This window comes from Roseburia amylophila (assembly GCF_025567465.1).
Lineage (GTDB): Bacteria > Bacillota > Clostridia > Lachnospirales > Lachnospiraceae > Roseburia_C > Roseburia_C amylophila.
Genome location: NZ_JAOQKI010000001.1, coordinates 108,762 through 135,339, shown reverse-complemented (window position 1 = coordinate 135,339; position 26,578 = coordinate 108,762). Strand labels below are relative to the sequence as shown.

The window sequence follows — 26,578 nt, the reverse complement described above, 5'->3', positions numbered from 1 at the left end:
ACCAGATATTTTCATTTCTAACAGGACAACCGTCTATTGATGCACTTGTCCTTTTTCATATATCAATTATTATACCAACATTTTATTGAAATTGATAGTAAAATAATGCTTTCCTTATTGCAAATCGTGCTTTATACTGTTCCTAGATTGACTTTGTATATAGGATGTGATTTTTATGAAAAAATATGAGAAAACCGGATATCTTCATCATGATTTCAAGATATTTCACCTGACTGACCACGAAATGTCTGCCTACGACTTTCATTATCATGATTTTCACAAACTGCTCTTTTTCCTAAGCGGCAATGTCACCTATTGTATTGAAGGAAAATCCTACCAGCTTACCCCGGGGGATCTGGTTCTTGTCCGTGCCGGTGAAGTCCACCGTCCGGTCATTCATGATACCACACCCTACGAGCGGATGATTATTTATGTCTCTCCGGATTTTGCAGTTACATCATCCGATAAGACTATTTTCTTAAACCAGTGCTTTCTTCCGGACGCTGCCATGCCGTCCAATGTCCTGCATTTATCCGGCATGAAGGAACGGCGGCTCTTAGATACCATGATGGAGCTTGTCCACTCTTTTTCCGAAGACAGCTTTGCCAATGAGATTTACCAGAATACGCTTTTCTTAGAATTTATGATTCACTTAAACCGGGCTGCCTTATCCGGCACCCTGCAATATGAAGATTCCTTTCAGGCAAATGAAAAGATTCTGTCGGTTCTTACCTATATGAATGAACATCTGACGGAGGATATTACGGTGGATTCTTTAGCCGAGCACTTTTTTACCAGCCGCTATTATCTGATGCATTCTTTTAAGGAGCAGACCGGGTATACCATCGGAAATTATCTTTCCACAAAGCGGCTTCTCTTTGCCAGGGATTTAATCAGCTCCGGCACTGCAGTAACCGATGCCTGCTTTGCCTGCGGCTTTCACAATTATTCTACTTTTCTTCGTGCCTATAAGAAGCAGTTTGGAAAATCCCCGCGGGAAATGATTTAGGTGCTGCGAAAGAATAACATTTTAACAGAAATTTCTTTGCTATTTGAAGTAGGTGTGTTTATGTGCGTCAAAATACCAGTAGTTCTTAATATTATGTTTTGCTTGTCTGCAAGCAGTCTTTCCGTTGCTTTGACATAAGATAGTGCCACTGTCCGTCGAATACGGATGCCACATAACGCCTGCAAGGGGCACTAGGAATTTCGAATAATTAAGAAGTCCGTCTGGCAACCGGCGCATATTCACATCCATGTTCAGATGCGCCTCGCTGGCACGTCCTGTGCCAGCGTTGCCGGATGCCAGGCGAAATTCCAAGTGCCCCTAACAGCCTTTATCAGGCATCCGCACTTTGACGAACAGTGGTGCTATCTTTGTTAAACATTGGAAAGACTGGTTTTATCGCCAAAAGCAAAACTAATATTTTAGAACTACGGTATTTCGATGCAAAACAAAGATACTTTACATAACAAAGAAATTATTAGCAAAATGTTATTATCTTTCGCAACTGCCTAAGATATGATTTCATAGAAGGAGACCTGTATGTTTACAAAAGTGAAAGATTTTTTCAAAAAAGAAACCGTCTGCTGCATTGCTTTCCTGCTGGCAGTTGTATCCATGTTTTTTATTCCACCATCCGTAAATTACTTTTCTTATATTGATTTCCGGGTACTGGCTCTTTTATTCTCCCTGATGGCTGTGGTAAGGGGGTTTTCTTCGATTGGCGTCTTTACCAGACTTGGAACCCTGCTCCTTCATAAGGTGCATTCCCTGCGGACACTGGCAGCCCTTTTTGTCTTTCTCTGCTTCTTTTTCAGTATGCTGATTACCAACGATGTTGCCCTGATCACTTTTGTGCCTTTTACAATTCTGGTGCTGTCGATGGCTGACCAGCGACAGGCATTGATTCCAGTTATCGTTCTTGAAACCATTGCTGCCAATCTCGGCAGCATGCTGACGCCTCTTGGCAACCCGCAGAATCTCTATCTGTATACAATTTCCGGTCTGTCTCTATGGGATTTTATCCGGATCATGCTGCCCTATTCCGCTGTATCCGCCCTGCTGCTCATCCTTTTCCTGCTGGTTCTTCCAAAAGTCTCTTTCCAGGCAGGCAATTTTTCTACAGTCCAAACGGAATCTTCCGCCTGTTCCACTGATAAGCCAGCCTCTTCCCGCAGTCACAGGAATCCCCGGATTCTGTTTGCCGCTTATTGCATTCTTTTTCTGATATGCCTTCTGACGGTACTGCACATTCTGCCATTTCAGATAATGCTGCTTATCGTTTTCTTTAGTTTTCTTATTCTTGATTACCATGTGTTAAAAGATGTGGATTATTTTCTGCTGCTTACTTTTTTCTGTTTCTTTCTCTTTATCGGGAATATCAAACAGATTCCTTTTGTTCACGACCTTATTGCCGTGCTTTTAGTTCAGCATGAAGTGTCCATAGGAATTATCAGCAGCCAGATTATCAGCAATGTGCCTGCTGCCATCCTGCTTTCCGGTTTTACTAATAATTATTCCGCACTGCTTATCGGTGTCAACTTAGGTGGTCTTGGCACACTTATTGCTTCACTGGCAAGCCTTATTTCCTTTAAGTTCTATGCCAATACCGATGGCAGTAACAAGAAACGTTATCTTGGTATCTTTACCCTTTATAATGCCATTTTTCTTGTGATTCTCTTCGGACTTTACCGATTCTTTGGTTGACGGAACATTTTTGCCCTTATATAATAGGATTCAGATGTTTTAAGGAAATAATCATGAATCATACCGTAAGAATATTGGAGGAAATGCTATGTGGCTTGCAGATAACTGGAAAGATTATGAAGTAATAGACTGTTCAAAAGGTGAGAAATTAGAGCGTTGGGGTGACTATATCCTGGTTCGTCCGGATCCTCAGGTTATCTGGGATACGCCACGGAAAGAAAAAGGCTGGCATAAAATGAACGCCCACTATCACCGCAGTAAAAAGGGCGGCGGCGAATGGGAATTCTTTGACCTGCCACAGCAGTGGAGCATCCACTACCGCAGCCTTACTTTCCAGTTAAAGCCTTTCAGCTTCAAGCACACCGGTCTTTTCCCGGAGCAGGCTGCTAACTGGGACTGGTTCTCTGAACTTATTAAAAAAGCAGGAAGACCAGTTAAAGTCTTAAATCTTTTTGCCTATACCGGTGGTGCTACGATTGCTGCCGCAGCAGCAGGTGCATCCGTTACCCATGTAGACGCTTCAAAGGGTATGGTTACCTGGGCCAAGGAAAATGCTGCTTCTTCCGGTCTTGCAGATGCACCAATCCGCTGGATTGTAGACGACTGTGTCAAATTCGTAGAACGTGAAATCCGCCGTGGCAACCACTACGATGCTATTATTATGGACCCTCCATCCTACGGCAGAGGTCCCAAGGGTGAAATTTGGAAAATCGAAGAATCCATCCATCCACTGGTCAAACTCTGTGCACAGCTTCTGGTGGACAGACCTTTGTTCTTCCTGATTAATTCCTATACTACAGGCTTACAGCCGGCGGTTCTCTCTTACCTTATCGGAACAGAGCTAAAACGTTTCCCTGGCAAAGTCACAGCCGACGAAATTGGTCTTCCGGTCAGTTCCAACGGACTTACACTTCCTTGTGGGGCTTCTGGACGGTTTGAGGGGATTTAAATTTAATGCAAGAAAAGCTGCCATCGGCAGCTTTTCTCATTACTTTCATCAGCGTAAGTCTTCCTTATATAATTTTATAATCCTGATAAAGTTCTCATTACCAAATCGACATCCTTATTTTCAAGTTCCTGTATTATGTGTAAATATGTTTTTTGTGTTGTAGTCATACTTGCATGTCCCAATCTTCGAGCTACACTTGCAATGGATACTCCTGCAAATAGCAGTAACGACGCATGCGTATGGCGGAGTCCATGTATTGAAATTTCAGAAATACCACATTTTTTGCAATGCCTTGTAAGTATATCATTTACTGTAGAATTATATATCTTGGACTTTCCTACAAAAATCGGTTTATCATCCGGTAACCCTTTTACTAATTCTGAAAACTTAACTACTATCTGCCAATCAATCTGTATCTTTCTCACCGAAGACTTATTCTTTGTCGGCAAAAATCCTCCTTCTCCTTTATAATCCCAAGTCTTACTAATGGATAATGTTTGTCTTGAAAAATCAAAATCAGCTGGTGTAATAGCAAGAGCCTCAGAGAATCGCATTCCTGTTTTTGCCACCAAAAGAATAAACCAATCCCAGTTAGCTTCTTCTTTTATATCTAAATTGGCAATTAATGTATGCAATTCAAACTGATTTAAATACTTAATCTTCTTTGCTCTTGGTGTTTTCCCCTTTATTATCGCTTTTCTTGTTGGATCTCTTTCCAGCATCCCTTCATCTACCGCATCCAGAATTGCTCCTTTTAACTGATGGTGAAAATCCAGTGTTGTCTGTCTCTCATGTTCTTTTGCATAATCATTTAAAAGTTTCTGATAAGCAGTTCTCGTCAGTTCTGATAGTTTTAATTCGGGTGCTAATTTTTTAATCCATTTCTGGGACATCAAATATTTTGACATGGTTGCTTCTCTTATCGCACCCTTTTTGTACACATCCACCCATTGTTTATAATAATCGCAAAAAAATACCTGATTGTTCATATCCGTTAGCATAAGTTACCTCCATTTTGAATTTACTTACGCTGACATAAACATAATATATCATCCGATTAGTGCAATATTCTTATCTTACCTAACTACTTATACTCTTCCGGCATCTGAATTTCAAAGCCACCTCTGATAATAAATTCCCGCAGCAACTTGTCAACTTTAATATTAACTTTAGGTGGTATTATTTTTCTTCCTTCAATTCTTTCAAAATATTCTTTTGCCCTATTCTTATCAATAGTCTGTCTTAGCTCTTCATACCGACCAAACTCATTTATATTTGTATCATTTAATTTCAAGTCCATAATAATTCTAAGTTTTTCTTCATCCACACCTATGGCAAAGGATATTTGATGAATTTGGTTATCTTTCGCTTTTGACATGTATTCATTGATATAATCTCTCAATGATTTTCCAACAGTCACTTCTACATCTCCCCGCTGGATATCATGCAGGAAAATATTTGCATATTTCTGTTCTTCCTGAGAAAGTGTTGCAAATGTCTTATGCAATTCTGTTTCTGCCTGATCTACAGTTTCCTGTGTTGAACCTTCTCCATAAAGCAATTTAATATATTTATCAAAACGGGAATTCATATAATCTGAATCAATCAGACCTGTATCGATTTCTGTAATATATCCTTCCAAATCATAGGGTGCATCGCCATCACTCATTCCCACATCGTTACCACCTAGTTCTTTATAGCGAAGTACTAAAATTAAATATGTTTTTTCGTCTATACAGACATCAATTATTTCACCTGTATTCTCATTTACATATGAAGGTTTGCTCCATTTAAACCCTTGTATTTTAGCTGCCTCTAAATAACTATTTAATCTATTAAATTCCTTTGCAAACCTTCCACAAACCGATTTGTCTTCGGGCAGCTTTTCAAAGTTAGTTACTCCTGCATTTTCAAACAACTCTGATATTTCCGCAAAAATCCCATTCATCTCTTCCAAATTCTCTGGCAAATGCTGGACAAATAATCCCAATGGTCTATCACCTGAATAAAGTTCTACCGCATCATTAATATTCTTTTCCATTGTATGTGGTTTACGATAATAACGAATTGTTCCAAATGGTTTATCTGGTCCAAATAGACGATTAGTTCTTGAAAATGCCTGTATTAAATTCTCATACCGAAGAACTTTGTCCATATATAAAGTATTAATCCATTTAGAATCAAATCCTGTCAACATCTGGTCTACAACAATAAGCAAATCAATTTGTTTATCTGGCTCACTTGCAATTCTCTCATATGGCTTTTTGTGTGCCAGACGAGCCGCAATATCCTTTTTCATCTTTGGAAATGTTGCAATCGAAAATTCCTGACCATATTTTTTCTTATAATCTTCAATTATTTCAACAAGTCCGTCCTCTTTAAATGCAACACCGCCATTATTATCTATATTAGAATCAAACAGTGCTGTAACCTTCAATTCCGGCTTCATTTTTTTAAATAAACGATAATATTCTATTGCTTCCAGTATGCTGCTTGTTGCAAATATCGCATGGAATTTACTATTATGGCTTAGAGTTATCCAGTTATCCAATATATCTGTTACTACTGTTTTAGTATGCTCTTCTGTTCTATATTGAACATTCGGAATATAATCCTCAATTCCTTTTATATAATTACCTTTTTTATCAATATCTCCTGTCATGCTTACCTGACTTACATCCATATATTTATAATAAATCTTACTTTTATCAGGATTCGCAACTGCTTCTTCCTCCGTCTTTGCTTTGGCTTTTTCCAACGCAACAACTTTGCGGATATCTTTATCTTTAAAAGTCAATACTTTATATGGATCAAATCCAAGCACATTCTTATCTCTGATTCCATCTGCAATACTATATCTATGAAGCTCATTTCCAAAAACTGTTGCCGTTGTATTCTTTTGTTTTTCATTCTTCTCATGAATCGGCGTTCCTGTAAAACCAAAAAACATTGCTTTTGGAAATGTATTTTTTATTGTAATTAACATATCTCCAAATGTAGAACGATGACATTCATCAATAATAAATACAATTCGTTTTTTATTAATAGTTTCAATGTCACATGTATTCAGACCATCAGCTTCTTCCTTAATATTGCTCATTTTTTGTATAGAAGTAACAATAAGTGTGTCTGCCGGATTCGAGCTTTTTAATTTGGTAATAAGCACACCTGTATTCTCCGTTGCCTGAACAGTTTCGTTTTCATCTGCAAATCCACGATATTCTTTTAATGATTGTGTGCCAAGCTCAATCCTATCTACAAGAAAAATAACTTTATCTGCATCTCTTGAACTGGCTATAAGCTGTGCTGACTTAAAACTAGTCATTGTCTTTCCCGAACCGGTTGTATGCCAGATATAACCACCAAGCTGATTGTCTCCTTCCCACTTTGCTTTTGCCACCTTATCTGATATTGCACTTGCTGCAAAGTACTGATAACTACGCATTACTTTTAACAATCCATCAGAATCATCTGCAACCGTATAAAAACCAATCAGCTGATGTGCCATCGGAATGGAAAGCAGTGTAGACGCAATTTTATCCCATTCGTTAATTGGTTCGTTATTATAATCTGCCCAATGGAAATAATAATCAGAATTAAATTTACCATCTGGTCCAGGATTAGCAAAATAAACCGTTTCATCAGGTTCCATTGCCACAAAAATCTGAACCAAAGAAAACAATCCACTAAATACACCCTCCCGTGAATATTTTTCAATCTGATGATATGCCTTGCTTACTGGCACTCCACTTTTTTTCAATTCAATATGTATTACAGGCATACCATTAATAAGCAACATTAAATCTCCACGCCGATCATTCAACACACTCGACTTAGTTGGGAATTTAGGCTGTTGTACAATCTGATATCTGCTCTGTCCTGCTGCAATTTCACGACGGTCGTATATTTTAAGGCTGATTTCTTTACCAAAATGTAATTTATCATCCGGATTATCCCTCACAATAGAAACACTTTTTCCATTAATAAATCCATTTAATTTTAATGGAGTTCTGAGTGTTTCAATTTGTTCCAGAATCTGCTGCATTTCGCCATCTGTCAGTGGATAATCATTTAGTCTGTCTATATCACGGTTATTTTCAAAAAGAATATCTGCCCAATTTCGCAGTAAATCCTCTTCTGAGTAGTTTTTAAGTACTTCTTTTTCCCAGCCTTTTTCAGATAATATTCTAATTAAGGCTTCTTCAAAATCTGATTCTTTATTAAAAACCATTTTCTTCCTCCTTTGTTCAAATTATTTTACTTAACTTACGCTGATGAAGGGTGATAAGGCGGTCGAGTTGCTTGAAATATGCTCCGATTTGCTCCTGTTCTGACTCAGCTTTAGGATACATAATGTATGTATTTTGTATTGCGGATTTCGAAATTGATGAAATCTTCGTCCCCTGAATCAACGGAAGTAACTGGTCATGATATGAACCCGAATTCATATAATATCCCAGATAGCCTTCTGCGAAATTTTCTTTCGGTCTACATGGAATAGTATGCAGTCCTGACAATACTATTTCATCTGTCAAGCCCGCCATTTCACTGCATTTTCCTACAGTTTCATCCTCTGCTGCATCTGCAATAATTATATCTCCATTCTGCAACAACGAAGTCTGATACTTCTTTACAAGTGATTCATCCAATAGGTAAGTCAGTTCATCTTTTTTTACATCTATAACCTCTCCATATTTAATCAGAATATCTCCATAATGCACATTCATAACCTTGCCATCTGCACTACTTAATTCCGCCCTAGATAGAGCGTTATTCTGCATATAATCAAATGTATCTTTGAACTTACGCTGTTCCCAAGAAAATGGATTTTATAGCCAATCTCGCACCATCATTAATGTATAACCCAACAAATTTTGTCCCTTCCATTTACTTATTTCCAATCTATCTGGATCACCCATAGAAAGACCAATCCCCCAAATTTTATCCTTTACTGCACATTCGGCTAAAATAGAATGTTCTGTCTCTTGCAATTGCCTCTTTAAAGATTCATTCTGTGAAAATTTTGCCATCAATCCTTCGAATACAATAATTTGCCGTATACCATTCCAATAATTTTCATTATAATTTGAAATAAGTCGTCCTAATTCTTTAATATAAGCAACGTTTTCTGTCTTAAGAATTTTTTGAGCAATATCATTATCTTCGAAACATATTGCCTTTTGATACATCATAAATTGTTCCATAGAAGAAAAGGTGATATCATTGACAATAAATCGGCTTGGATACCAATTACTTAAATAACCATTTTCTTCCTCTGGATTATGAAAACAAATAACTCTCATGCTACTTTACCTACTTTTTTTACCGCCAATTCAAGTTCTAAATCATGCAATCCACTATAAGCCTTTATCAAAAAATTTAATGGAACTTTTTTGACAACCTCACTACTCGGGAGATTATAATACCATTGATAGTAAGCATAAAACTCCCCTATCCAATCTGGTAGAAATCCTTCAAGTGCCCTTCCATCCTTAAGTTCATATTTATCTGTTTTTTCAAAATAATCCCACAGCTCATTGGCATTCATAGTATTCACATAAGCTTGAGCTTCATCAATACTTTTTCTTGTTTTACTTACCATATAAGCATGAATAAAATCCGCTGTATCTTTTTGAGGATATTTTTGAGAAATAAAATCAAATAGTTTCCCCTGATTTTCAACTACATCATTTAAATATGCATCTGAATATGCTCTCAATTCAATCACCTCTCAAATAATGTGCTAAACACATTGGTTACCTTATTTGCATCTGAGTTAACAAGCTCACGCATATTTTTCCTTGCGACTACGTCTCTTTGATTATATTTATCATTGAATTCATTATAATTAACACTCATCAATTCTGCGTCTACTTCTTCTAACTTTGAATATGCTAACTCTGATTTTATACAATATTGAATACCAAGACCGCCCAACGATAATAACTCCTCGAGAATTTCTATATCAATATTATCGCGGACAAACTCTTTTGCCACATAAAAATATGATGCATTAGCTCTCCAACCTTTGATAACATCATATTGACTTGTATCCATTCCGTACTTTTCAATAAACTTTTGGGCTAAAATTCTATAACGCTTGGTGTCTGCTGCATCTCGATGCTTCATTAATTCTGCTAACCAGGCCAAAACATTGTGTTGTTGAAAATCTAATATTTTCAAATTAGTAATTTCCAATTCGTACTTATGAACCCATCCGTTCTTTTCATCTGGTTTACAAACAGCCCACTCTTTTGCAAGTTCAACATTCTCAGTAAGATAGAAACCTTTTCCGTAATCATGTTTCTCTTCACCCAATCCATATTGTGGTACGACTTTTTTATCTGAAGTCCCATGATATAAAATTATTTTTTCCATATTCTCACTTCTCCTATACAAACATCTTTTCAAGACACGCTTTTTTTAGTATTTTCAATTTTTCCAGCTCACGCTGATGAAGAGTGATGAGATGGTCGAGGGTCATAAAGTATTCACCAATTTGTTGCTGCTCTTCTTTTTTAGGAAAGAATCCTAAACATTCTGAAATATCTTCCTGTCCAATTGTCGTAAATGCCGTTGTCTTTGCCCTTACAATAAATTGCCTTTTAAAAGCATTTCCAGATAAATTGAGTTTAACAAAAAATGGATCATATTTTTCTTTGTTAACCTTAAGTCTTATAAGATGATCGTCATATACAAAATGTCCAGAATCCAGCAATACATTGGCTTCAGCAATACCTTCAGGTTTCAAGGAACTTCTTGTTAAAAAAATATCTCCAAACTCTACGTTGCATTTTTTTACAGCTTCTTCATCATAATTACTGAATGTCAATTTCTCTGGATGAATTTTGTCAGTGTCATACATATTAATTACATTAATATGCTTCACTCCTGTTTCATCGTCTGACTGATTATTCATTATGCCATTCGATAATTTTTCTATAGCTATCTCAGAAACCTTACGCTGTTCCCAAGTATCCTTGAATTTTGCAAATCTAATTTGAGGTTTACCATTTTCTTTCGTCATTTTGTACACCTCCCAACAATTTTTTTAACTCCTTAAGTCCAAGCATATCAGATTCACTACCTTCAAGTTCATCAATCATCCCGGAAATCACTTTTTCAGTTTCTGTAATTTCATTTTCAATTTCTTCAAATGTAGTCTCATACTTCTTTTCTAATAATTCAATATTAGCTACTAATTCTTTGATAATTCTATCTGGAAGCTGCATGATATTTTGAATAAGTGGAATTATCCATTTAGCTTTAAGAAGTTCACTAGCCTGTTCATCAGAAAGATTTTCAATGATATCCTTTGTTTTTGTTTCCAATGATGCACTCTTCGTTTTTATTTCTGCCTTCAATGACTTTTCTTCATCATTAATTTTTGCAATAGTCTCCAGCTTCTCCTTGGTTTCCAATTCTATACTATCGGATTTCAATGCTCTCTTAACTTCAGAAATTACCCAACCATCTTCACTTACAAAATCAAATCCTTTTTCTTCTTCTGTAAGAGAATCAAAGATTTCTTCATATTCAGAAGCTATTTCTGACAATCTGTTTTCTTGGGCTTTTATTCTTTCTTTTTCTTCCGATAGTATTGTATTTTGAACCAATTCAAAAGGAATAATATGTCCTTTCCATCCGTCCTGTACTTCCTGTTCCTTTCCAGCCTTCTTTTTTGTTACCATAAGTGGATCAACTTTTTTAATTGCTTCAGTTCCTTCCGTTTGGATAATTTCCAAATCTACAGCAATTTCTGTCCAATCATCATCCAGTAATTGATAAGCTTCATATTTATCTATAAGTGGAATATCTTCCAATCGTTTGAACATCTCTTCTGAAAGCATTTCCTCTGATTTCAAAACACTGCTTTCATTTATATTTACAATTAATTTATCATATAAATACTTATCAAAACTCTGAAATGCTTTTTGAAATTTCTTTTCGAAGTTTTTGACATCTGAATGTTCCTTTATACTTTTTTTAATATCATTCCTCGCAAGCTGACAATATCCTTTGGAGCTGTTTTCAAAAAGCTCTTCCCTAAGCAAAGGAAATGCTTTCCAATATTTATCCAATTTATCTATTTCCGAAATTGGAAGTCCACCAAACATAGATGCATAGATATCCCATGACTCTGCTTCTTCTGAAGAATCAACATATCTTGGAATATTAAGGTTGTAATCATTTTTTCTAATTTCATCCCTGCTTACCACACGCGAGAATTTGTATACACTTTCTCTGGCAGTTACTACATCTACTATTCTTTTTATATCAGATACACGAAGTTTATTGTTTTTCCCATCTTTCATAAATCCTTTTGATGCATCAATAATCAAGATATCATTATTTATTCTTTTTTGCTTTAATACCATAATGATTGTTGGAATACCTGTTCCATAGAAAATATTAGCTGGCAATCCTATAATCGTATCTATTTTATTTTTTTCAATTAAATTTTTACGGATTTCTCCTTCCTCGCCACCACGGAACAATACACCATGTGGAAGTACTATCGTCATTATTCCATCTGGTTTAATGTGATACAAGTCATGCAATAAAAATGCATAGTCAGCCTTTCCTTTTGGTGCTATTCCATATCCGGCATATCTCGGATCTGTTTCCTTATCAACCGGATTCCAAGCCTGAGAATATGGTGGATTTGATACAACAGCATCCACATAAAGCGGATTATAACTTCCAATCGGATCATTCTCATCAAAATACGGCCAATCATCTTCCAAAGTATCGCCATTCCTTGTCACAATATTGTCTGCCTCAATGCCACGCATAACCAAATTCATTCGCGTCAGATTATATGTATTTTGTTTCAATTCCTGAGCATAATATTTAACTTTATTTTCTCCCGAAATATATTTAGATGCACTCTTACCAATGTTGATTAGTAACGAACCGGAACCGCTCGTCGGATCATATATTTCAATTTTATCCCTATCCTTCAAATGATTTGCCACAATCTCAGACATAAGCAATGACACTTCATGTGGTGTATAAAATTCGCCCGCTTTTTTTCCTGCATTTGCTGCAAATTTTTCTATCAGATATTCATAAATAAATCCCAGAACATCATAACCTTGTTTTCCATCCATTGGAATATCCCTAATCAACTGAATAAGGTCACTAATAGATTTCGATTGTGATGCTGCACTATCACCTAACTTGGACAGTCCTGTCTGAAGTGTATCAAATACTCCTTCAAATACTTTTTTGTGTGCTGGATTTATCAAACGGCTAAACGCAGAAAGTGCATCTCTAACATTCTGAACACTAAAATCCCTATTTTTTTCAAGCCATGTTGAAAACAAATTTTCATATGAAATGAAATAACCCAGATTCTTCTGTATGCTCTCAACCGTCTCTGTATCTTCTTCCGTCAATTCAGACAAATATTCATCTGTCCAATCATTTTCTTTAAGATATTTTACTTCCTTTTCTGACAAAAATTTATAGAAAATAAATCCCAGAATATAATCTTTGTACTCATTTGCCTCAATTTTAGAACGCATCTTATTTGCGGATTCCCAAATTCTAGCTGCTAATTGTTGCTTATTCATAGCCTTCTCCTTGTTTTTAAATATTTTTATTATTTTATCCAAATTCTTGTCCTAAACAATGGACTTATTATTACTTTTCAGGAATAAACTCCACCATATCTTCCACCTTACAGTCCAGTGCCATACAAACTTTTCCAAGTACTTCTGTTGTTACATTTTCATCCCGGCTCATTTTGCTCATCGTATAATGACTTATACCGGCTAACATTTCCAAATCCTTTTTCTTCATATCCCTGTCCAAAAGAATATGCCACAATTTTTTATAACTAACTGCCATTTTATTACACCCTTTCTCTGTTAAAGCATGTGTATTTATGTGTATTTATATTATATCCTACAAGGTTGATATATTTCAACATTAATACTGTATATCATACATAAGTATAAAATTTCAAACTTACTTATAACTCTATCTTGATTAAAGGGTGAGAATCTTTCTTGGGAACAGCGTAAGGTTTTTATATATAAATCAGATATAAATTTGCATTTCAATTAAACATCAAAAAGGCATGACGTTAATCCGTCATGCCTTTTCATTCCTATCCTTTTCGAATCTGCTCATTAATAATCTTCATGTCCAATAAACTTGCACTTAGCAATATATCCACCACACCAGATGGCTCCTGCCACTGTTACAGACAACAGACACTTGAATACCGCCAGTGCGATGATTCCAATTGTAAGATTTCCTGCAAAGTATGCAGAAACCACCCCCTGTATTGGTTTACATAACATAAGCCAGCCTCCCACATAAAGGGCTAGCAGCGTTCCGATGACAGAACAGAGTGTTCCGATCATCAGTCTCAGTGTTTTATGGCTAATCTGTGTTTCCTCTGCCTGTTTTGTAACTTCTTTCATCCTAATTCCCCTCTTCTCTAACATATCCCTTAGCATTTCTACTTGTTTAAACTTTTCAGATAAAAATTTACATTTCTATATCAAATATACAATTTTTTTGTCGAAAATTCAAGTGATTTTCTATTACAATCTGTTGTAATCTGTTGTATCTGCGCCTTTCTTACTTTATAATAGTAACACAGTAAACAGAATTTTTCAGGGGTGACTCTATTATATGAATGGTCCGAAAAAACTACAACAGATATTGGCTGTTCTCTTTATTTTTACAATTTTATTATGCAGCTGTAGAAAAGCAGAAAATACTCTATCCACAAAACAGGAACCTTCACTGCCAACTATTGTAATTGGCAGTGACAATTATCCGCCTTTTAATTATAGCGGAACAGACGGCAAACCAACCGGCATTGATGTGGAACTTGCCACGGAAGCCTTCCACAGAATGGGCTATCAGGCTGAATTTGTCACCATCGACTGGGAAAATAAAAAAGAGCTTCTGCAGGATGGCAGTATCGACTGTGCCTGGGGCTGTTTTAGTATGGACGGACGAATGGATGAATACAAATGGGCGGGACCTTATATGATCAGCCAGCAGGTGGTTGCAGTCAGTCCAGACAGCAATATTTACACCCTGCAGGATCTTGCCGGTAAAAACATTGCCGTTCAGGCCACCACGAAACCGGAAGATATTTTTCTCAACCAGACCGATCCCGACATTCCAAACATTAACGGGCTTTTCTCCATGCAGAATCGTGAGCTGATTTACCCAATGTTAAGCAAAGGTTATGTGGATGCAGTTGCTGCCCACGAAACTTCTATTTTACAATATATGTCCGATTATCATGTGGAATACCGCATTCTGGATAAACCGCTTCTTACTGTCGGACTGGGTGTGGCTTTCTCTCTTGATGATACCAGTGGGCTTAACGAAGAGCTGTCTGATACTTTAGAGGAAATGCAAAAGGATGGAACCTCTGAGAAAATCATCGGAAAATACTTAGCGCATCCAAGTACTTATCTGGAGGTAGAAAATTATGAAGTCAAATAAGAACAAACCCTTTAGACTGCGTTTTTTCTGGCCTTTTTCAATATTTCTTGGCATCCTGTTCTTCCTTCTGGTATTTTTTACTTCCGCAAATGATGATATCGAATCCACAGAAGAACACCTTGCAGATACGGTTAATTATTTGAAGAAACAATGCTCCACCTACAGCAATTTAAATTTAGCCTCCGAAACAAAGAGCCTGATGCGTATTATTGAATGCTGTCAGCAGGCTGCCCACAATATTTCTACGGATAACCGTCTGCATGGCACAACATCCATGGAAAAAGCTTCCATGGAAGAATTTACAAAAGACCTTTATATTACCGGCATTATTTTTCTGGATGAAACCGGAACTGTAACCTCTGAATATTGTACTGATTCCATTGGCAGTGCCGGTCTAACCGATACGCTGGAAAAAGAAGTTCTTCTGGATGTTGCCATACATCCGGAAAAAACATACTCTTCCAGAATCGACTGTGAAGATGGCTCTTATATCGATCTGGCAGCGGTAGGACGTACCGATACCTCTGGTATTATTGTAACTTATTACCATACACCACTTGATTACATTGAAAGTTACAGCATCTCTTTTCAGAATTTGCTGTCTGGCTACAGTATCAGCCGTAGCAGCACCATTGTCATTACCAGTGGTGATAAAGTGATTGCCTCAAATGAAGAAAAACTCGAAGGAACAGATATTAAGAATATTGAAGTACTACAGAATATAAACAAAAAAGCGGTGAGTGGACAGATGGTTCATGTTCATAATACAGTCTCCTCACCAAAGCATGTCTTTGGTATGTTAGACCAGGGGCAGAATTATTATATCTACGTCTATCTGCCTGAGCATGCAGTTTTTGAAACGACTCCGCGAAAAGTATTTTATTATATGTTTGGTTATATCTGCCTTCTTCTGATTTTCCAGATGCTGCGCTGGAGGACTGACCAGAGCTACCAGGAAGCCCAGTTGAAGAGGGATAAGCTCTATCAGGAATCACTAAAGGAGGCTGCCAAAAAAGCAGAAAGTGCTAACCTTGCCAAGACTGAATTTTTGCAACGGATGAGTCACGATATCCGGACGCCGATTAACGGAATCCGTGGTATGGTGGAAATTGCCGGACATTATAAAGATAACCCTGTCAAGCAGCAGGAATGTCTCGGGAAAATCCGGGAGGCTTCTGGTCTGCTCTTAGAACTTGTAAATGAAGTTCTTGATATGGGAAAACTGGAATCCGGCGAAATTGTCTTAGAATCCCGCCCATTCCATGTTCTGCACCTGGTCCATGATATCACCACCATTGTAGAAAAGCAGGCTGCGGAACGTGGCATCGAAATTATTTCCGAAGTTCCTTCTGTCCAGCATCCCTGTCTCATCGGAAGTCCTATTCATATCCAACGGCTTCTTATGAATATTGTAAGCAATGCAGTAAAATATAATAAGGAAAATGGAAAAGTCATTCTAAGCTGTCATGAAGTACGTTTCACGGAAGATACTGCCTGGATTGAATTTACCTGCTCTGATACCGGAATCGGCATGAGCAAAGAATTTCAGGAGCATTTATTTGAACCTTTTACCCAGGAAAGCCATGATGCCCGTTCTACTTACAACGGTACCGGACTTGGCATGGCAATTGTAAAGAATCTTTTGGATAAAATGGGCGGAACCATTGATTTTTCCAGTGAGAAGGATGTCGGCACCACTTACCGGATTACGATTCCTTTTTGTATCGACCATAACGCCGCTTCCACTTCCGAAGCAGAAACTTCCGATGAAGAAATCTCTCTTTCCGGCTATCATATTCTGCTGGCTGAAGATAATTTGCTAAACCTTGAAATTGCAGAATTTATTCTGACTGATGCCGGTGCAGTGGTTACCAAAGCCTGCAATGGAGAGGAAGCACTACAGCTTTTTATGGAGGCTTCTCCTTATGAATACGATATCATTTTAATGGATATCATGATGCCGGTTATGGATGGTTATCAGACAACCCGTGCCATCCGTTCCTTAGACCGTCCGGATGCAAAAACAATTCCGATTCTTGCCATGACTGCAAACGCCTTTGCAGAAGACCGTCAGAAAACTTATGCTGCCGGTATGGACGAACACCTTACCAAACCACTGGATACGGAACTTCTTTTAAAAACAATTGCTAAATACACACCAGAGAAAAAAGCTCCTATGACACCATAATGCAGCAGAGCTTTCTTCTTCTTTGCCAGACAACCGTAAGAAACTGCCGACAGCAGGTTCTTACGGTTATTTGATATTATAAAAATCTCTACCCAATCTGACGTCCGACAATTCGATAATAGGTTCTTGAGGTCATCTTGTATACCAGCAGATAAATAACTGTAAATACTGCAATCGTACCAAGGAGACAATACGCAAACAGTCTTCCATTATTCAGATTCATCACTGCCAGTATCATCCGGATCATTGGAAACGCTGCCAGCACATGTAGCGCCGCGGTAACAATCGGTAGTAAAAATACCATCCGGATCTGTGCACTGATTGTTTTCTTTACCTCTTCATTGCTCATTCCTACTTTTTCCATAATGGCAAAGCGCTCTTTATCCTCATATCCTTCCGAAATCTGCTTATAAAAAATAATAAGTACGGTAATCATCAAAAACAGGATTCCAAGGAAAATACCAAGGAACAGAAAGCCGCCATACATCTGCCGGAAGGAATCTTCATTTTCTGCCCTTTTTTCTATCATGATATAATATTTACCGTCGTGCCCTTCTTCCATGCCGGATGCACCAATTGCTGCAGACACTGCATTTCCACAGGCAATTTTTTCTTCCCTGTTTCCATCGATGTCGATATACAGAGAATAATAATAGCTGCTGGCATTTTTCCCATAAATCTCTTTCTGTGCTTCATACAACGGTGCCATATCTTCTACGCTGTTTACTACCATATAATAGACCTGATTATCCATCCAATGTCCATTTTCAGAAGAAAAATGCTGTTTCTGTAAAATAGGATAAGTATAATCTCCAACCGTAATCGTATCTTTATCATAGTCATCACTGGTTGCCAACACCACTTCGTGATCCGAAAGCTCCGGAACCCTTACATTATAAGCTTCCTCATAATCTTCCCTTGTAATCATGCGGAGCATAATAATACCAGAACCATAATCGCCCTCATCATCATGTTTTCGAATTACAAGATTTCCATCTTCTGATATGCAGGAAAATGTCAGCGTCATCATGCCCTGTTCTTCTTTTATACTGCGGTTCTCCTGCCGGATGGTGCGGTTCACTAACTCCCGCAACGCATCACCTTCTGTAATCGGATTTTCACTGGTAATGGATACTCCGATATCTCCCTGATAACGGGCTGCCAGTTCATCATCCAGTCCGGCATACATACTTACCGTTGAAGAAATTACCACCAGTACCATCGTGGATAAAATACAGATGCTTGCCAGTCCTGCTGCATTCTGTTTCATCCGGTAAATAAGACCAGAAACTGCCACAAAATGTTTCTTTTTATAATAATAACTTTTTCTCTTTCTTAAGAACTTAAGCACGGCAATGCTGCCTGCCATAAATATAAAATAGGTTCCGATAATTACAAGTATTACCGCTACAAAGAACAGAAGCACTGCAGTTACCGGATTATCTACTGTAATTGCCATATAGTAGCCTGCTGCAAGTGTTACAATTCCAACTATTGCTATCAGCTTTTTCGTCTTCGGCTCCCGCTCGCCCTGGCTGCTTCCATGCAGCAGTTCCACCGGTTTGGCAAGCTGTATCTGAAACAGATTATATATAAAGGTCAGCATAAAAATACCGGCAAACAAAAGGATGGTACTTACAACGCCACTTTCTGATACATAAAAAACAATTTCTGCATGGTATCCAATCATAGCATACAATAACATACACATCAGTTTACTGAAAGCAATTCCTGCAACAAGTCCGCCACCGATAGCAACCACTGCCGAAAAAAACGTCTCCAGAAAAATTACTTTTGTCAGATGCCTTTTCTCCATTCCAAGAATGTTATAAATACCAAGCTCCTTTTTTCTCCGTTTCATAATAAAGCTGTTGGTGTAAAACAGGAATATCACAGAGAAAAATCCAATGATAACTGCACCCAGTCCCAACACAAGCTCTACATCCATGGCACCAAATGGCAGTTCATCCAGTCCCGGATTGTGATTGAGGTACAGCATGGTATAAAAGAATGCCACCGTCAGCATCCCGGTCAACAGATACGGCAGGTAAAACTGTCTGTTGTGCTTTATATTATTTACTGCCAGTTTTCCATATAAACCCCTATTCATGTTTCTCACCACCTGTCGTAAGCATCGTCAGTGTATCGGAAATCTTTGCATACAATTCCTCACTGGTTAAATTACCACGGTAAATCTGGTGGAATACTTCCCCATCTTTAATAAACAATACTCTTCTCGCATGGCTTGCAGCCTTAGTGCTATGGGTTACCATAAGAATTGTCTGTCCCCGCTCATTAATCTTATTAAATAATGTCAATAAATCTTCCGTCGCTTTGGAGTCCAGTGCTCCGGTAGGCTCATCTGCCAGTACCAGCTCCGGCTTGATTATCAAGGCTCTTGCTACCGCCGCACGCTGTTTCTGTCCGCCAGATACTTCATAAGGATATTTTCCAAGAATATCAAGAATTCCAAGCTGCGCCGCAATCGGTGTTATGCGCCGCTCCATCTCTTTATAATCCACACCGGATAACACCAGCGGAAGAACGATATTATCTTTTAATGAAAAATTATCCAAAAGATTAAAGTCCTGAAATACAAATCCAAGATTTTCTCTCCGGAATGCGGAAATCTCTTTTTCCCGGATATCCACAATGTTCTTGCCATTTAATATGACCTGTCCACCGGTGGGCTTATCCAGTGCTGCCAAAATGTTTAAAAGCGTAGTCTTTCCGGAACCGGATTCTCCCATGATTGCTACATATTCTCCTTCTTCCACTGAAAAGGAAAGATTCTTTAATGCCTCTACCTGATTTCCACCCAGGCGGGTTGTATAAACTTTTTTCAGATTATTTACTTCTAAGATTGCCATTGTTTTCTCCTCACTTTATTGCTCTGTCATCTTTTCCATTATCATAGCAAAAAAGGAAAATGTCAGCCATGGATTCTGCTTACATTTTCCCTTTATCTCTTACATTTTTGTAAGATTGAAATTATATTTTCTAGCTTTTTTATTGTACCATAATTATATTCCACATTTTTCAGGTGATAAATTTGCTAATATTTACATTTTTCAGGACATAATTTTGTATATCACTTATCTCTACTTCGCATTTCAAGATGTACCTTCGTTCCCACTCCAATCTCCGACTCAATCGTAATTTCATGGGACAGCTTGCGCATAATTTTCCGGCAGAGATACAGTCCGATTCCTGTGGAGCGCTTATCTGCATGACCGTTATAACCGGTATAGCCTTTTTCAAAAATCCTTGGCAAATCCTCCGGTGCGATACCGATTCCGGTATCTTCGATAACCAGCTCTTTTGTCTCTTGCTCCGGTTCTTCCTTTAAATAAACAGAAATGGTTCCACCGGCAGTATACTTAATGGCATTGGATAAAATCTGTTCGATTACAAATTCCAGCCATTTTTCATCGGTCAGTACCTGCGTGTCAATGGAACTTAATTCCATTTTAATTTTCTTTCGCACAAACAGTCTGGCATACTTGTGGATTGCCTCCCGCACTACTTTATCCAACGAAACTTCACCAATCACAAAATCCGTACTTTTCGCAGACAGTCTGGAAAACTGCAATGCCATTTCCACATACTGCTCAATGGAGAAAAGCTCTTCCCACATTTCCTGACTCCGCTCATCTTCTTCCTCTGCCAGCAGCAGGCGCAGTGCCGCAATCGGCGTCTTAATCTGGTGCACCCACATGGTAAAATATTCTGCCTGCTCCACCTGCCCGTTTTCCAGCTCATTAATCTGCTGCTGCAGTGTGATATATAACGAACGAAGCATTTTCTGGTAATCCGTTTCCATCTGTCCCTGCGGCAATGACAGCTTATCCATTGTCACTGCAATTTCAGAAGTCTGCTTTTCCAGCTTCTTATGATGCAGATAACGCCTTGTAAAATCTATGATTACTACCAGTAAATACAAAAAGAAGCACAAAAATGCGGCATATCCCCATTGTGCCAGCGGCACCTGCTCAAATCCGATTACAAAGCACAGGATTCCAAAGCAGGCAAGCACTAACAACAGCCATTTCAGATTTTCCTTCAGATAATTTTTGACAAATCTCATTTCAGCCGATACCCGATTCCCTTCTTCGTAAGAATAAAATCCTCCAGACCTGCATCCGCAAGTTTCCTTCTAAGGCGGTTTACATTTACGGAAAGTGTATTCTCATCCACAAAGCAGTCACTTTCCCAGAGCTTTGTCATCAGCGTATCTCTTGAGACTACCTTTTCCTTATTTTCCATCAGTGTCTTTAGAATCCGCAGTTCATTCCTGGTAAGTTCCACTTTCTTATCCTGATAGGTAAGGACTGCTTCCGCCACCTGAAGCATCACTCCGTGATAGGTCAGCATTTCTCCGGTCTCCGTAAAATCATAGGTGCGCCGCAGCATTGCCTGTACTTTTACCGTAAGGACACTTAAGTCAAAAGGCTTTGCAATAAAATCATCCGCTCCCATATTCACAGCCATGACAATATTCATATTGTCCGCAGCTGAAGAGAGGAAGATAATCGGCACCTTGGAAATTTTGCGGATTTCACTACACCAGTAATATCCATTGTAAAAAGGAAGTCCGATGTCCATCAGCACAAGCTGCGGTGCAAACTCCGCAAATTCTTTTGTAACTGCTGAAAAATCTTTTGTGCACTGCACTTCATATTCCCAGTTTTCTAAATGTTTTTTAATACTTCTGGCTATAATTACATCATCTTCCACAAGATAAATCCGGTACATCTTCCCCCTGCCTTTCCGTTTTTCCCATACACTTCACTTTCTCTATGTTTTTCACTCTTTAATCCGGTGTTTCATAATACGGAAAAAGATTTTTATCCTTGTCTTTTTCTTTTTCAAACATGTTGTTGTATTGCAGGATATTATACTGATTCAGAAGGTCTGCATCTTCTCCCTGTGCCTCGGAATAATGCAGAAATTCGTCCTGACTTTTGGAATAAAATGCTCTGGAATTCATTGCCGGTATCTCTTCCTGCAAGTCTGCTAAGAACTGGTTATATGCCGGCAGTTCAATACCCGCCTGCTGCAGTGTCATTGTAGATAAGTAATTCAGGCTGGTCAGTTCCACATCTTTACTTTCACTGTCATAATTCGTCCATACAAAAAATGGTACTGTAAATAATTCCTGCAGTTCATCCAAGGTAAGACCGGATAATCCCTTGCCATTCATGGACAGATAGAAATTATTATTCAGGCTCGGCTGATGGTCTCCGAAAAATACGATTTCGACCTTGTCATCCACATTTTCAAAATAAGTAATCAGATTTTCCAGTGCCTTGTCACTCTCATGAATCAGGCTTAAATACTGGTTCACATCACTGAAATAATGATTCTTAAGATTTATGGTGTTCTGGAAATTATCATAATAATCGGTATAGCCACCGTGATTCTGCATGGTAACACCTAAGATAAATAATTTTTCATCGGAAGTCTTTGCCTCATACTGGTCAATAATTTTATTGTATAATTCCTGGTCCGTAATATATTCCCGCATGATATTGGTCTGGTCAAAATCATCGATAAAGAGACTCTCATCGAAGCCCAGCAACGGATAAACCTTGCTTCTGCTCCATCCGGACGCATAGTAAGGATGCATGGAAATGCAGGAATATCCCCGCTCCTTTAAGGTACTTACCAGGGAATACGGTTTCTTTGACATATACTGCTGATAAGGCACGGAGCCGCTTGGCAGGAATGCCATGGAATTTCCCGTCAGAAATTCCCACTCGGAATCCGGTGTCTTTGCACCAAAGACAGAAGACAGTGCATATCCCTTAATGACATTGGTGTCCATGGAATCGAAAAATGGTGTTACCTCTTCCGTTGTCTCAAATCCATAATGGGAAATCACACTTAAATCCGCAAAGGACTCATTCATAATAACAATAATGGTCGGGTCATCTTCCGAGTCTTTATTCTCCAGTGCCGGATATTCTTTGGAGATTTCTTCCACCACATCTTTTGAGTATCCATCCGGCTCCGCCACAAAGGAATCCCGGATGCTGAGTACAAAATTTAAGATATAGCCGTTGCGGTAAGTTCCTTTCTGTTCCCAGGATTCCATTACCGTATCTTCTGCGGCAATTCCCACATAAATTCCCATCACCAGTGCTGCCGCAAAGGCACTGATCCGGAGCATCCATTTCTTTTTAAATTCAAAATTCAGCTTTCTTATAAAGGCAACATATATCATGCTAAAAAGTATGACATAGACCGCCCGGTCTTCCAATACAAATTTATAATTTGCTGCCACGGAAAGTCCGGTGGATGCCGCTTTCAAATCTCCGAAAGAAAATTCATTTCCACGGAACTGATAGACAAAGTAATTGATTCCTGCAAGGCTTAAAAGGAAAATATGTCCTATCATGCAGGCAATCTTCGGCTTTGCTGTAATCACTAACAGGGCAAAATAAAAGACCATGCAGCAGAGCACATTCCATCTGGTGTGATTCACACTGATTTTCTCCCGCAGTTCTGCATCCAGCAAAAGATACTGCACCATATGCTCCGTCATGATGGCACTTAGGAAAATTTCAAGAGCAGCCCAGAGTGGATTGGCTTTCTCCGGCAATGTAATCCTAAGATTTTTGATTCCAAAATAAATCAACCCTGCGGCAACTGCCACTGGCACATTTACCCCACCATAGAGACAAAAGCCCAACATCACTGCAAAAGCAATGAGTCCGGCTCTTATATTTGTTTTCTTATAATCCAGTCCGATAAGTCTAACTGAATGTTTTTTATTCTGCTCCTTTTTATCCTGTACGGTCTTATTCTGTTCTATTTCATTTCTTTCTGCTTTATTCTTATTCATTTCTTACAATCCTGCCGTCTTCTTCTGTGACAGAACTTCTGTCCATCCGCTACTATAACGCAGGTCTTTTTTGTTTGCAAGCCTCTTCACAAAATCTTAAAGAAATCTAAGCGACTGCAATCGGTCCCATTCCCATTGCCCAGCAGATGATATACAAAATCAGAAGGTGCGCCGGATAGAAAATGTAGAAAAAGTATTTCAAAGAAAGTCCACGTTTTCCATTATAAAATGCAATCGGAATGAATGCCAGCGGCGCAGTAAGCTCCCAGGAAAATCCGATACATCCTGCAAGCAGCTGGTAGGATTTTTTCTTACGGAATACATAGAGTAATACGATGCAGGCAACGCCAATTCCGGCATAGTCGGTATTTAAAAATTCTGCCGCAAGGATTCCTGCTGCAAGAATTCCCGCATCAAAAATAACTTTCTTAAACTTCGCAAACCGTTCCTGATTCTCCACTGCCTGGAATCCCCACATAACCATCAGTCCGATAAACAGTGTAAAAAATACATTCTGGTAACCGGATTCCAATATTTTTCCATTGAATAATAAGTCAAATGGAATTTCAGATACCAGGCAGAAGGAAAGCAGACGAAGTGCATATTTCTTCACATCATGGGTATGTTCAAAGCCTTCGATTAAAAGAAAACAGAAAATCGGAAATGCCAGTCTTCCGACAAAACGCATCATCTGATACGTAATTACCAGGGTACTGTTGGCATCAATCCATGCATTCAGATCTGCCGCCTCATTCATACCACGGACTACCAGCAGTCTGCCAAGAACTCCGGCTCCGATATGGTCAATTAACATCGTTATAATCGCAATGATTTTCAGTGTGCTGCCACTGATTCCTTTTCTTTCTTTCATCTTAATTCCTTCTCTTTCCCTTACTGCTGTGCCTTATCTGCCTTGCGTTTTGCAATCCGTCGGTCAATACGCTTATGCAGTAATACCACCACACCACCGATAACAAATGGAAGTACGAATGTTGCAAAACGGTATAACAATGCCGCAGAACCGGCTTCTCCGGTTCCTACCAATACTGTAAACAATGCGGTAAATACAAACTCTGAGGAACCGATTCCTGCCGGAGACGGAATGACTGCTGCCAGCATAAAAGCAAGGGAAGTAACTGCCCAGGACTGTAATAGTGTCAATCCATATTCCCGATATAAAATCACGAATGGTATGCCATAGCAGAATGCAAATTTCAACAGATTCTTAGCTACAATGGATGCGATTAGTTTTCCCTTGGTCAGAAGCATGCCTGCTGCATCCTCTAAGATGCCACACTGTTCCCGTAACATGGCTGCCTGCGCATCGAATTTTCCTTTGCGGTTCAGCTTGTCCACCAGGAAAAGTAAAATTCCATGGAACTTCTTTGAACAGCAGAATAAAAGTAATGCAGTTGCTATCACTGCCGTCAACACATATCCTGCAATCAGAAGATTAAAATATTCGGAATAATGTTCCTTCATAAATCCGAAATTTAACAGGAAGAAAATAATGGAAAAGATTGCAATCGTTACTTTATGAATCGCATATTCTACCATATACATTCCGGTTCCCTGAAAAACCGGAATTCCTTTTTCATTGAAATAATATACCGCTGCCACACCGGCACCACTGCCTAAGGTTGCCACACGGTAAAATGAGCAATAAAAGGCGCTCTCTACACCCATCCGGTATGTAAACTGTGGATTATACTGCTTTGCGAAGGAATAATTAATCCATCCTTCTACCACATTATACATAACACCGGCACCGCAGATGGTAATGACCACCCAAGGTGCAGTTGTAGAAAGCTCCTTTAAAATTGGTCCGGCTGAATCCCGGAACGTATAAATGATAATTGCTACGATGGCAATTACAAAAACCAGTTTCAGTATTTGCTTTGTCCGCTTATTAATAAAACCTCACTCCCAGTTCTCTTTTTCCTCTGCTGCCTGTCTATTTTACCACGTATCTCCATGGATTATTCGTCACACACAGGATTATATCAAATATCCATTTTTTGTCAAACTTCTGTATTATATTTCCTGGCAAAAAGTGCTATACTTTAATTATCTATATATAAGCGATTGCAACGAAAGAAATTCTAAATGGTGAGTTTTTGATATTCAAAAGATATCTTTTTCTTTGATATGAAATGCCTGCAGTTCTTAGTGCATGTTTTTCTTGATTGTAAACTGTCTTTCCGCCTGCTTTGACGGAAGTACCGCACTGTCCGCCGGATGCGGATGCGACATAAAGCCTGCAAGGGGCACTGGGAATTTCGATTTACATTTCATTCGTTCTGGCAACCGGCGCAAATTCACATCCATGTTCAGATGCGCCTCGCTGGCACGTCCTGTGCCAGCGTTGCCGGATGCCAGACGAAATTCCGGGTGCCCCTAACA

Annotated in this window: 21 protein-coding genes and 1 pseudogene; 5 read left to right on the top strand and 17 right to left on the bottom strand. The window is 38.6% G+C overall.

The genetic code is table 11. The features are described 5' to 3' along the window. Positions 1-175 precede the first annotated feature (175 nt). The 3 genes from OCV43_RS00655 to OCV43_RS00645 all read left to right on the top strand — a co-directional run bounded on the left by OCV43_RS00655 (position 176) and on the right by OCV43_RS00645 (position 3,659). Positions 176-1,009 (top strand): AraC family transcriptional regulator, encoded by an 834-nt coding sequence (locus tag OCV43_RS00655; RefSeq protein ID WP_227701326.1) that lies wholly within the window; start codon positions 176-178, stop codon positions 1,007-1,009. 537 nt (positions 1,010-1,546) lie between these two features. Then, positions 1,547-2,710, top strand: coding sequence for an SLC13 family permease (locus OCV43_RS00650; protein WP_262623155.1), 1,164 nt, complete (start codon positions 1,547-1,549; stop codon positions 2,708-2,710). Between the two features lie 88 nt (positions 2,711-2,798). Next, entirely contained in the window at positions 2,799-3,659 is an 861-nt protein-coding gene (locus tag OCV43_RS00645) for a class I SAM-dependent methyltransferase (protein WP_262623154.1), read from the top strand. A 74-nt stretch (positions 3,660-3,733) separates the two neighbouring features. On the opposite strand, the gene OCV43_RS00640 is transcribed toward OCV43_RS00645, so the two are convergent. The 10 genes and pseudogenes from OCV43_RS00640 to OCV43_RS00595 form a co-directional block, all read right to left on the bottom strand. Then, complete coding sequence (locus OCV43_RS00640) at positions 3,734-4,660, bottom strand: site-specific integrase (RefSeq protein WP_262623153.1); 927 nt, start codon at positions 4,658-4,660, stop codon at positions 3,734-3,736. 83 nt (positions 4,661-4,743) lie between these two features. Further along, the gene (locus tag OCV43_RS00635; RefSeq protein ID WP_262623152.1) at positions 4,744-7,890 is read right to left on the bottom strand and encodes a type I restriction endonuclease subunit R; all 3,147 of its coding nucleotides are present in this window, start codon (positions 7,888-7,890) and stop codon (positions 4,744-4,746) included. A 16-nt stretch (positions 7,891-7,906) separates the two neighbouring features. After that, a pseudogene (locus tag OCV43_RS00630) lies at positions 7,907-8,464 on the bottom strand (restriction endonuclease subunit S); the annotation flags it as partial. Between the two features lie 24 nt (positions 8,465-8,488). Further along, positions 8,489-8,962: an NADAR family protein gene (locus tag OCV43_RS00625; RefSeq protein ID WP_262623151.1), complete on the bottom strand. Its 474-nt coding sequence runs from the start codon at positions 8,960-8,962 to the stop codon at positions 8,489-8,491. Beyond that, entirely contained in the window at positions 8,959-9,387 is a 429-nt protein-coding gene (locus tag OCV43_RS00620) for a hypothetical protein (protein ID WP_334307675.1), read from the bottom strand. Before OCV43_RS00620 ends, OCV43_RS00625 begins: the two co-directional genes overlap by 4 nt. Further along, on the bottom strand, positions 9,384-10,037 hold the full coding sequence (locus tag OCV43_RS00615; RefSeq protein WP_262623149.1) for a DUF3990 domain-containing protein: 654 nt from the start codon (positions 10,035-10,037) through the stop codon (positions 9,384-9,386). Before OCV43_RS00615 ends, OCV43_RS00620 begins: the two co-directional genes overlap by 4 nt. Before the next feature lie 13 nt (positions 10,038-10,050). Further along, on the bottom strand, positions 10,051-10,686 hold the full coding sequence (locus OCV43_RS00610) for a restriction endonuclease subunit S (protein WP_262623148.1): 636 nt from the start codon (positions 10,684-10,686) through the stop codon (positions 10,051-10,053). After that, positions 10,667-13,237, bottom strand: coding sequence for a type I restriction-modification system subunit M (locus OCV43_RS00605; RefSeq protein WP_262623147.1), 2,571 nt, complete (start codon positions 13,235-13,237; stop codon positions 10,667-10,669). The genes OCV43_RS00610 and OCV43_RS00605 overlap by 20 nt, the downstream gene beginning before the upstream one ends. A gap of 70 nt (positions 13,238-13,307) precedes the next feature. Then, entirely contained in the window at positions 13,308-13,514 is a 207-nt protein-coding gene (locus tag OCV43_RS00600) for a helix-turn-helix domain-containing protein (RefSeq protein ID WP_262623146.1), read from the bottom strand. Positions 13,515-13,798: 284 nt separating this feature from the next. Continuing rightward, positions 13,799-14,095, bottom strand: a complete 297-nt coding sequence (locus tag OCV43_RS00595; protein ID WP_117697786.1) for a hypothetical protein — start codon at positions 14,093-14,095, stop codon at positions 13,799-13,801. Positions 14,096-14,309: 214 nt separating this feature from the next. On the opposite strand from OCV43_RS00595, the gene OCV43_RS00590 reads away from it, so the two are divergent. Then, positions 14,310-15,140, top strand: a complete 831-nt coding sequence (locus OCV43_RS00590) for a substrate-binding periplasmic protein (RefSeq protein WP_227701603.1) — start codon at positions 14,310-14,312, stop codon at positions 15,138-15,140. Beyond that, a complete protein-coding gene (locus OCV43_RS00585) occupies positions 15,127-17,328 on the top strand; it encodes an ATP-binding protein (RefSeq protein WP_262623145.1) in 2,202 nt (733 codons plus the stop codon). Before OCV43_RS00590 ends, OCV43_RS00585 begins: the two co-directional genes overlap by 14 nt. Positions 17,329-17,416: 88 nt before the next feature. Here the strand turns inward: OCV43_RS00585 and OCV43_RS00580 are convergent, their stop codons facing one another. The 7 genes from OCV43_RS00580 to OCV43_RS00550 all read right to left on the bottom strand — a co-directional run bounded on the left by OCV43_RS00580 (position 17,417) and on the right by OCV43_RS00550 (position 26,059). Further along, the gene (locus tag OCV43_RS00580; protein WP_262623144.1) at positions 17,417-19,438 is read right to left on the bottom strand and encodes an ABC transporter permease; all 2,022 of its coding nucleotides are present in this window, start codon (positions 19,436-19,438) and stop codon (positions 17,417-17,419) included. Next, positions 19,431-20,198 carry an ABC transporter ATP-binding protein gene (locus OCV43_RS00575; RefSeq protein WP_022243488.1) on the bottom strand — a complete coding sequence of 256 codons (768 nt, stop codon included), beginning with the start codon at positions 20,196-20,198 and terminating at the stop codon, positions 19,431-19,433. The genes OCV43_RS00580 and OCV43_RS00575 overlap by 8 nt, the downstream gene beginning before the upstream one ends. A gap of 221 nt (positions 20,199-20,419) precedes the next feature. Further along, positions 20,420-21,415: a sensor histidine kinase gene (locus OCV43_RS00570; RefSeq protein ID WP_262623143.1), complete on the bottom strand. Its 996-nt coding sequence runs from the start codon at positions 21,413-21,415 to the stop codon at positions 20,420-20,422. Continuing rightward, positions 21,412-22,083, bottom strand: a complete 672-nt coding sequence (locus OCV43_RS00565; protein ID WP_117841571.1) for a response regulator transcription factor — start codon at positions 22,081-22,083, stop codon at positions 21,412-21,414. Before OCV43_RS00565 ends, OCV43_RS00570 begins: the two co-directional genes overlap by 4 nt. A gap of 58 nt (positions 22,084-22,141) precedes the next feature. Beyond that, positions 22,142-24,175, bottom strand: a complete 2,034-nt coding sequence (locus tag OCV43_RS00560) for an LTA synthase family protein (protein WP_262623142.1) — start codon at positions 24,173-24,175, stop codon at positions 22,142-22,144. 106 nt (positions 24,176-24,281) lie between these two features. Next, complete coding sequence (locus OCV43_RS00555) at positions 24,282-25,046, bottom strand: TraX family protein (protein WP_117841569.1); 765 nt, start codon at positions 25,044-25,046, stop codon at positions 24,282-24,284. A gap of 20 nt (positions 25,047-25,066) precedes the next feature. Then, positions 25,067-26,059, bottom strand: a complete 993-nt coding sequence (locus OCV43_RS00550; protein ID WP_227710757.1) for a lysylphosphatidylglycerol synthase transmembrane domain-containing protein — start codon at positions 26,057-26,059, stop codon at positions 25,067-25,069. Between the last annotated feature and the right edge of the window lie 519 nt (positions 26,060-26,578).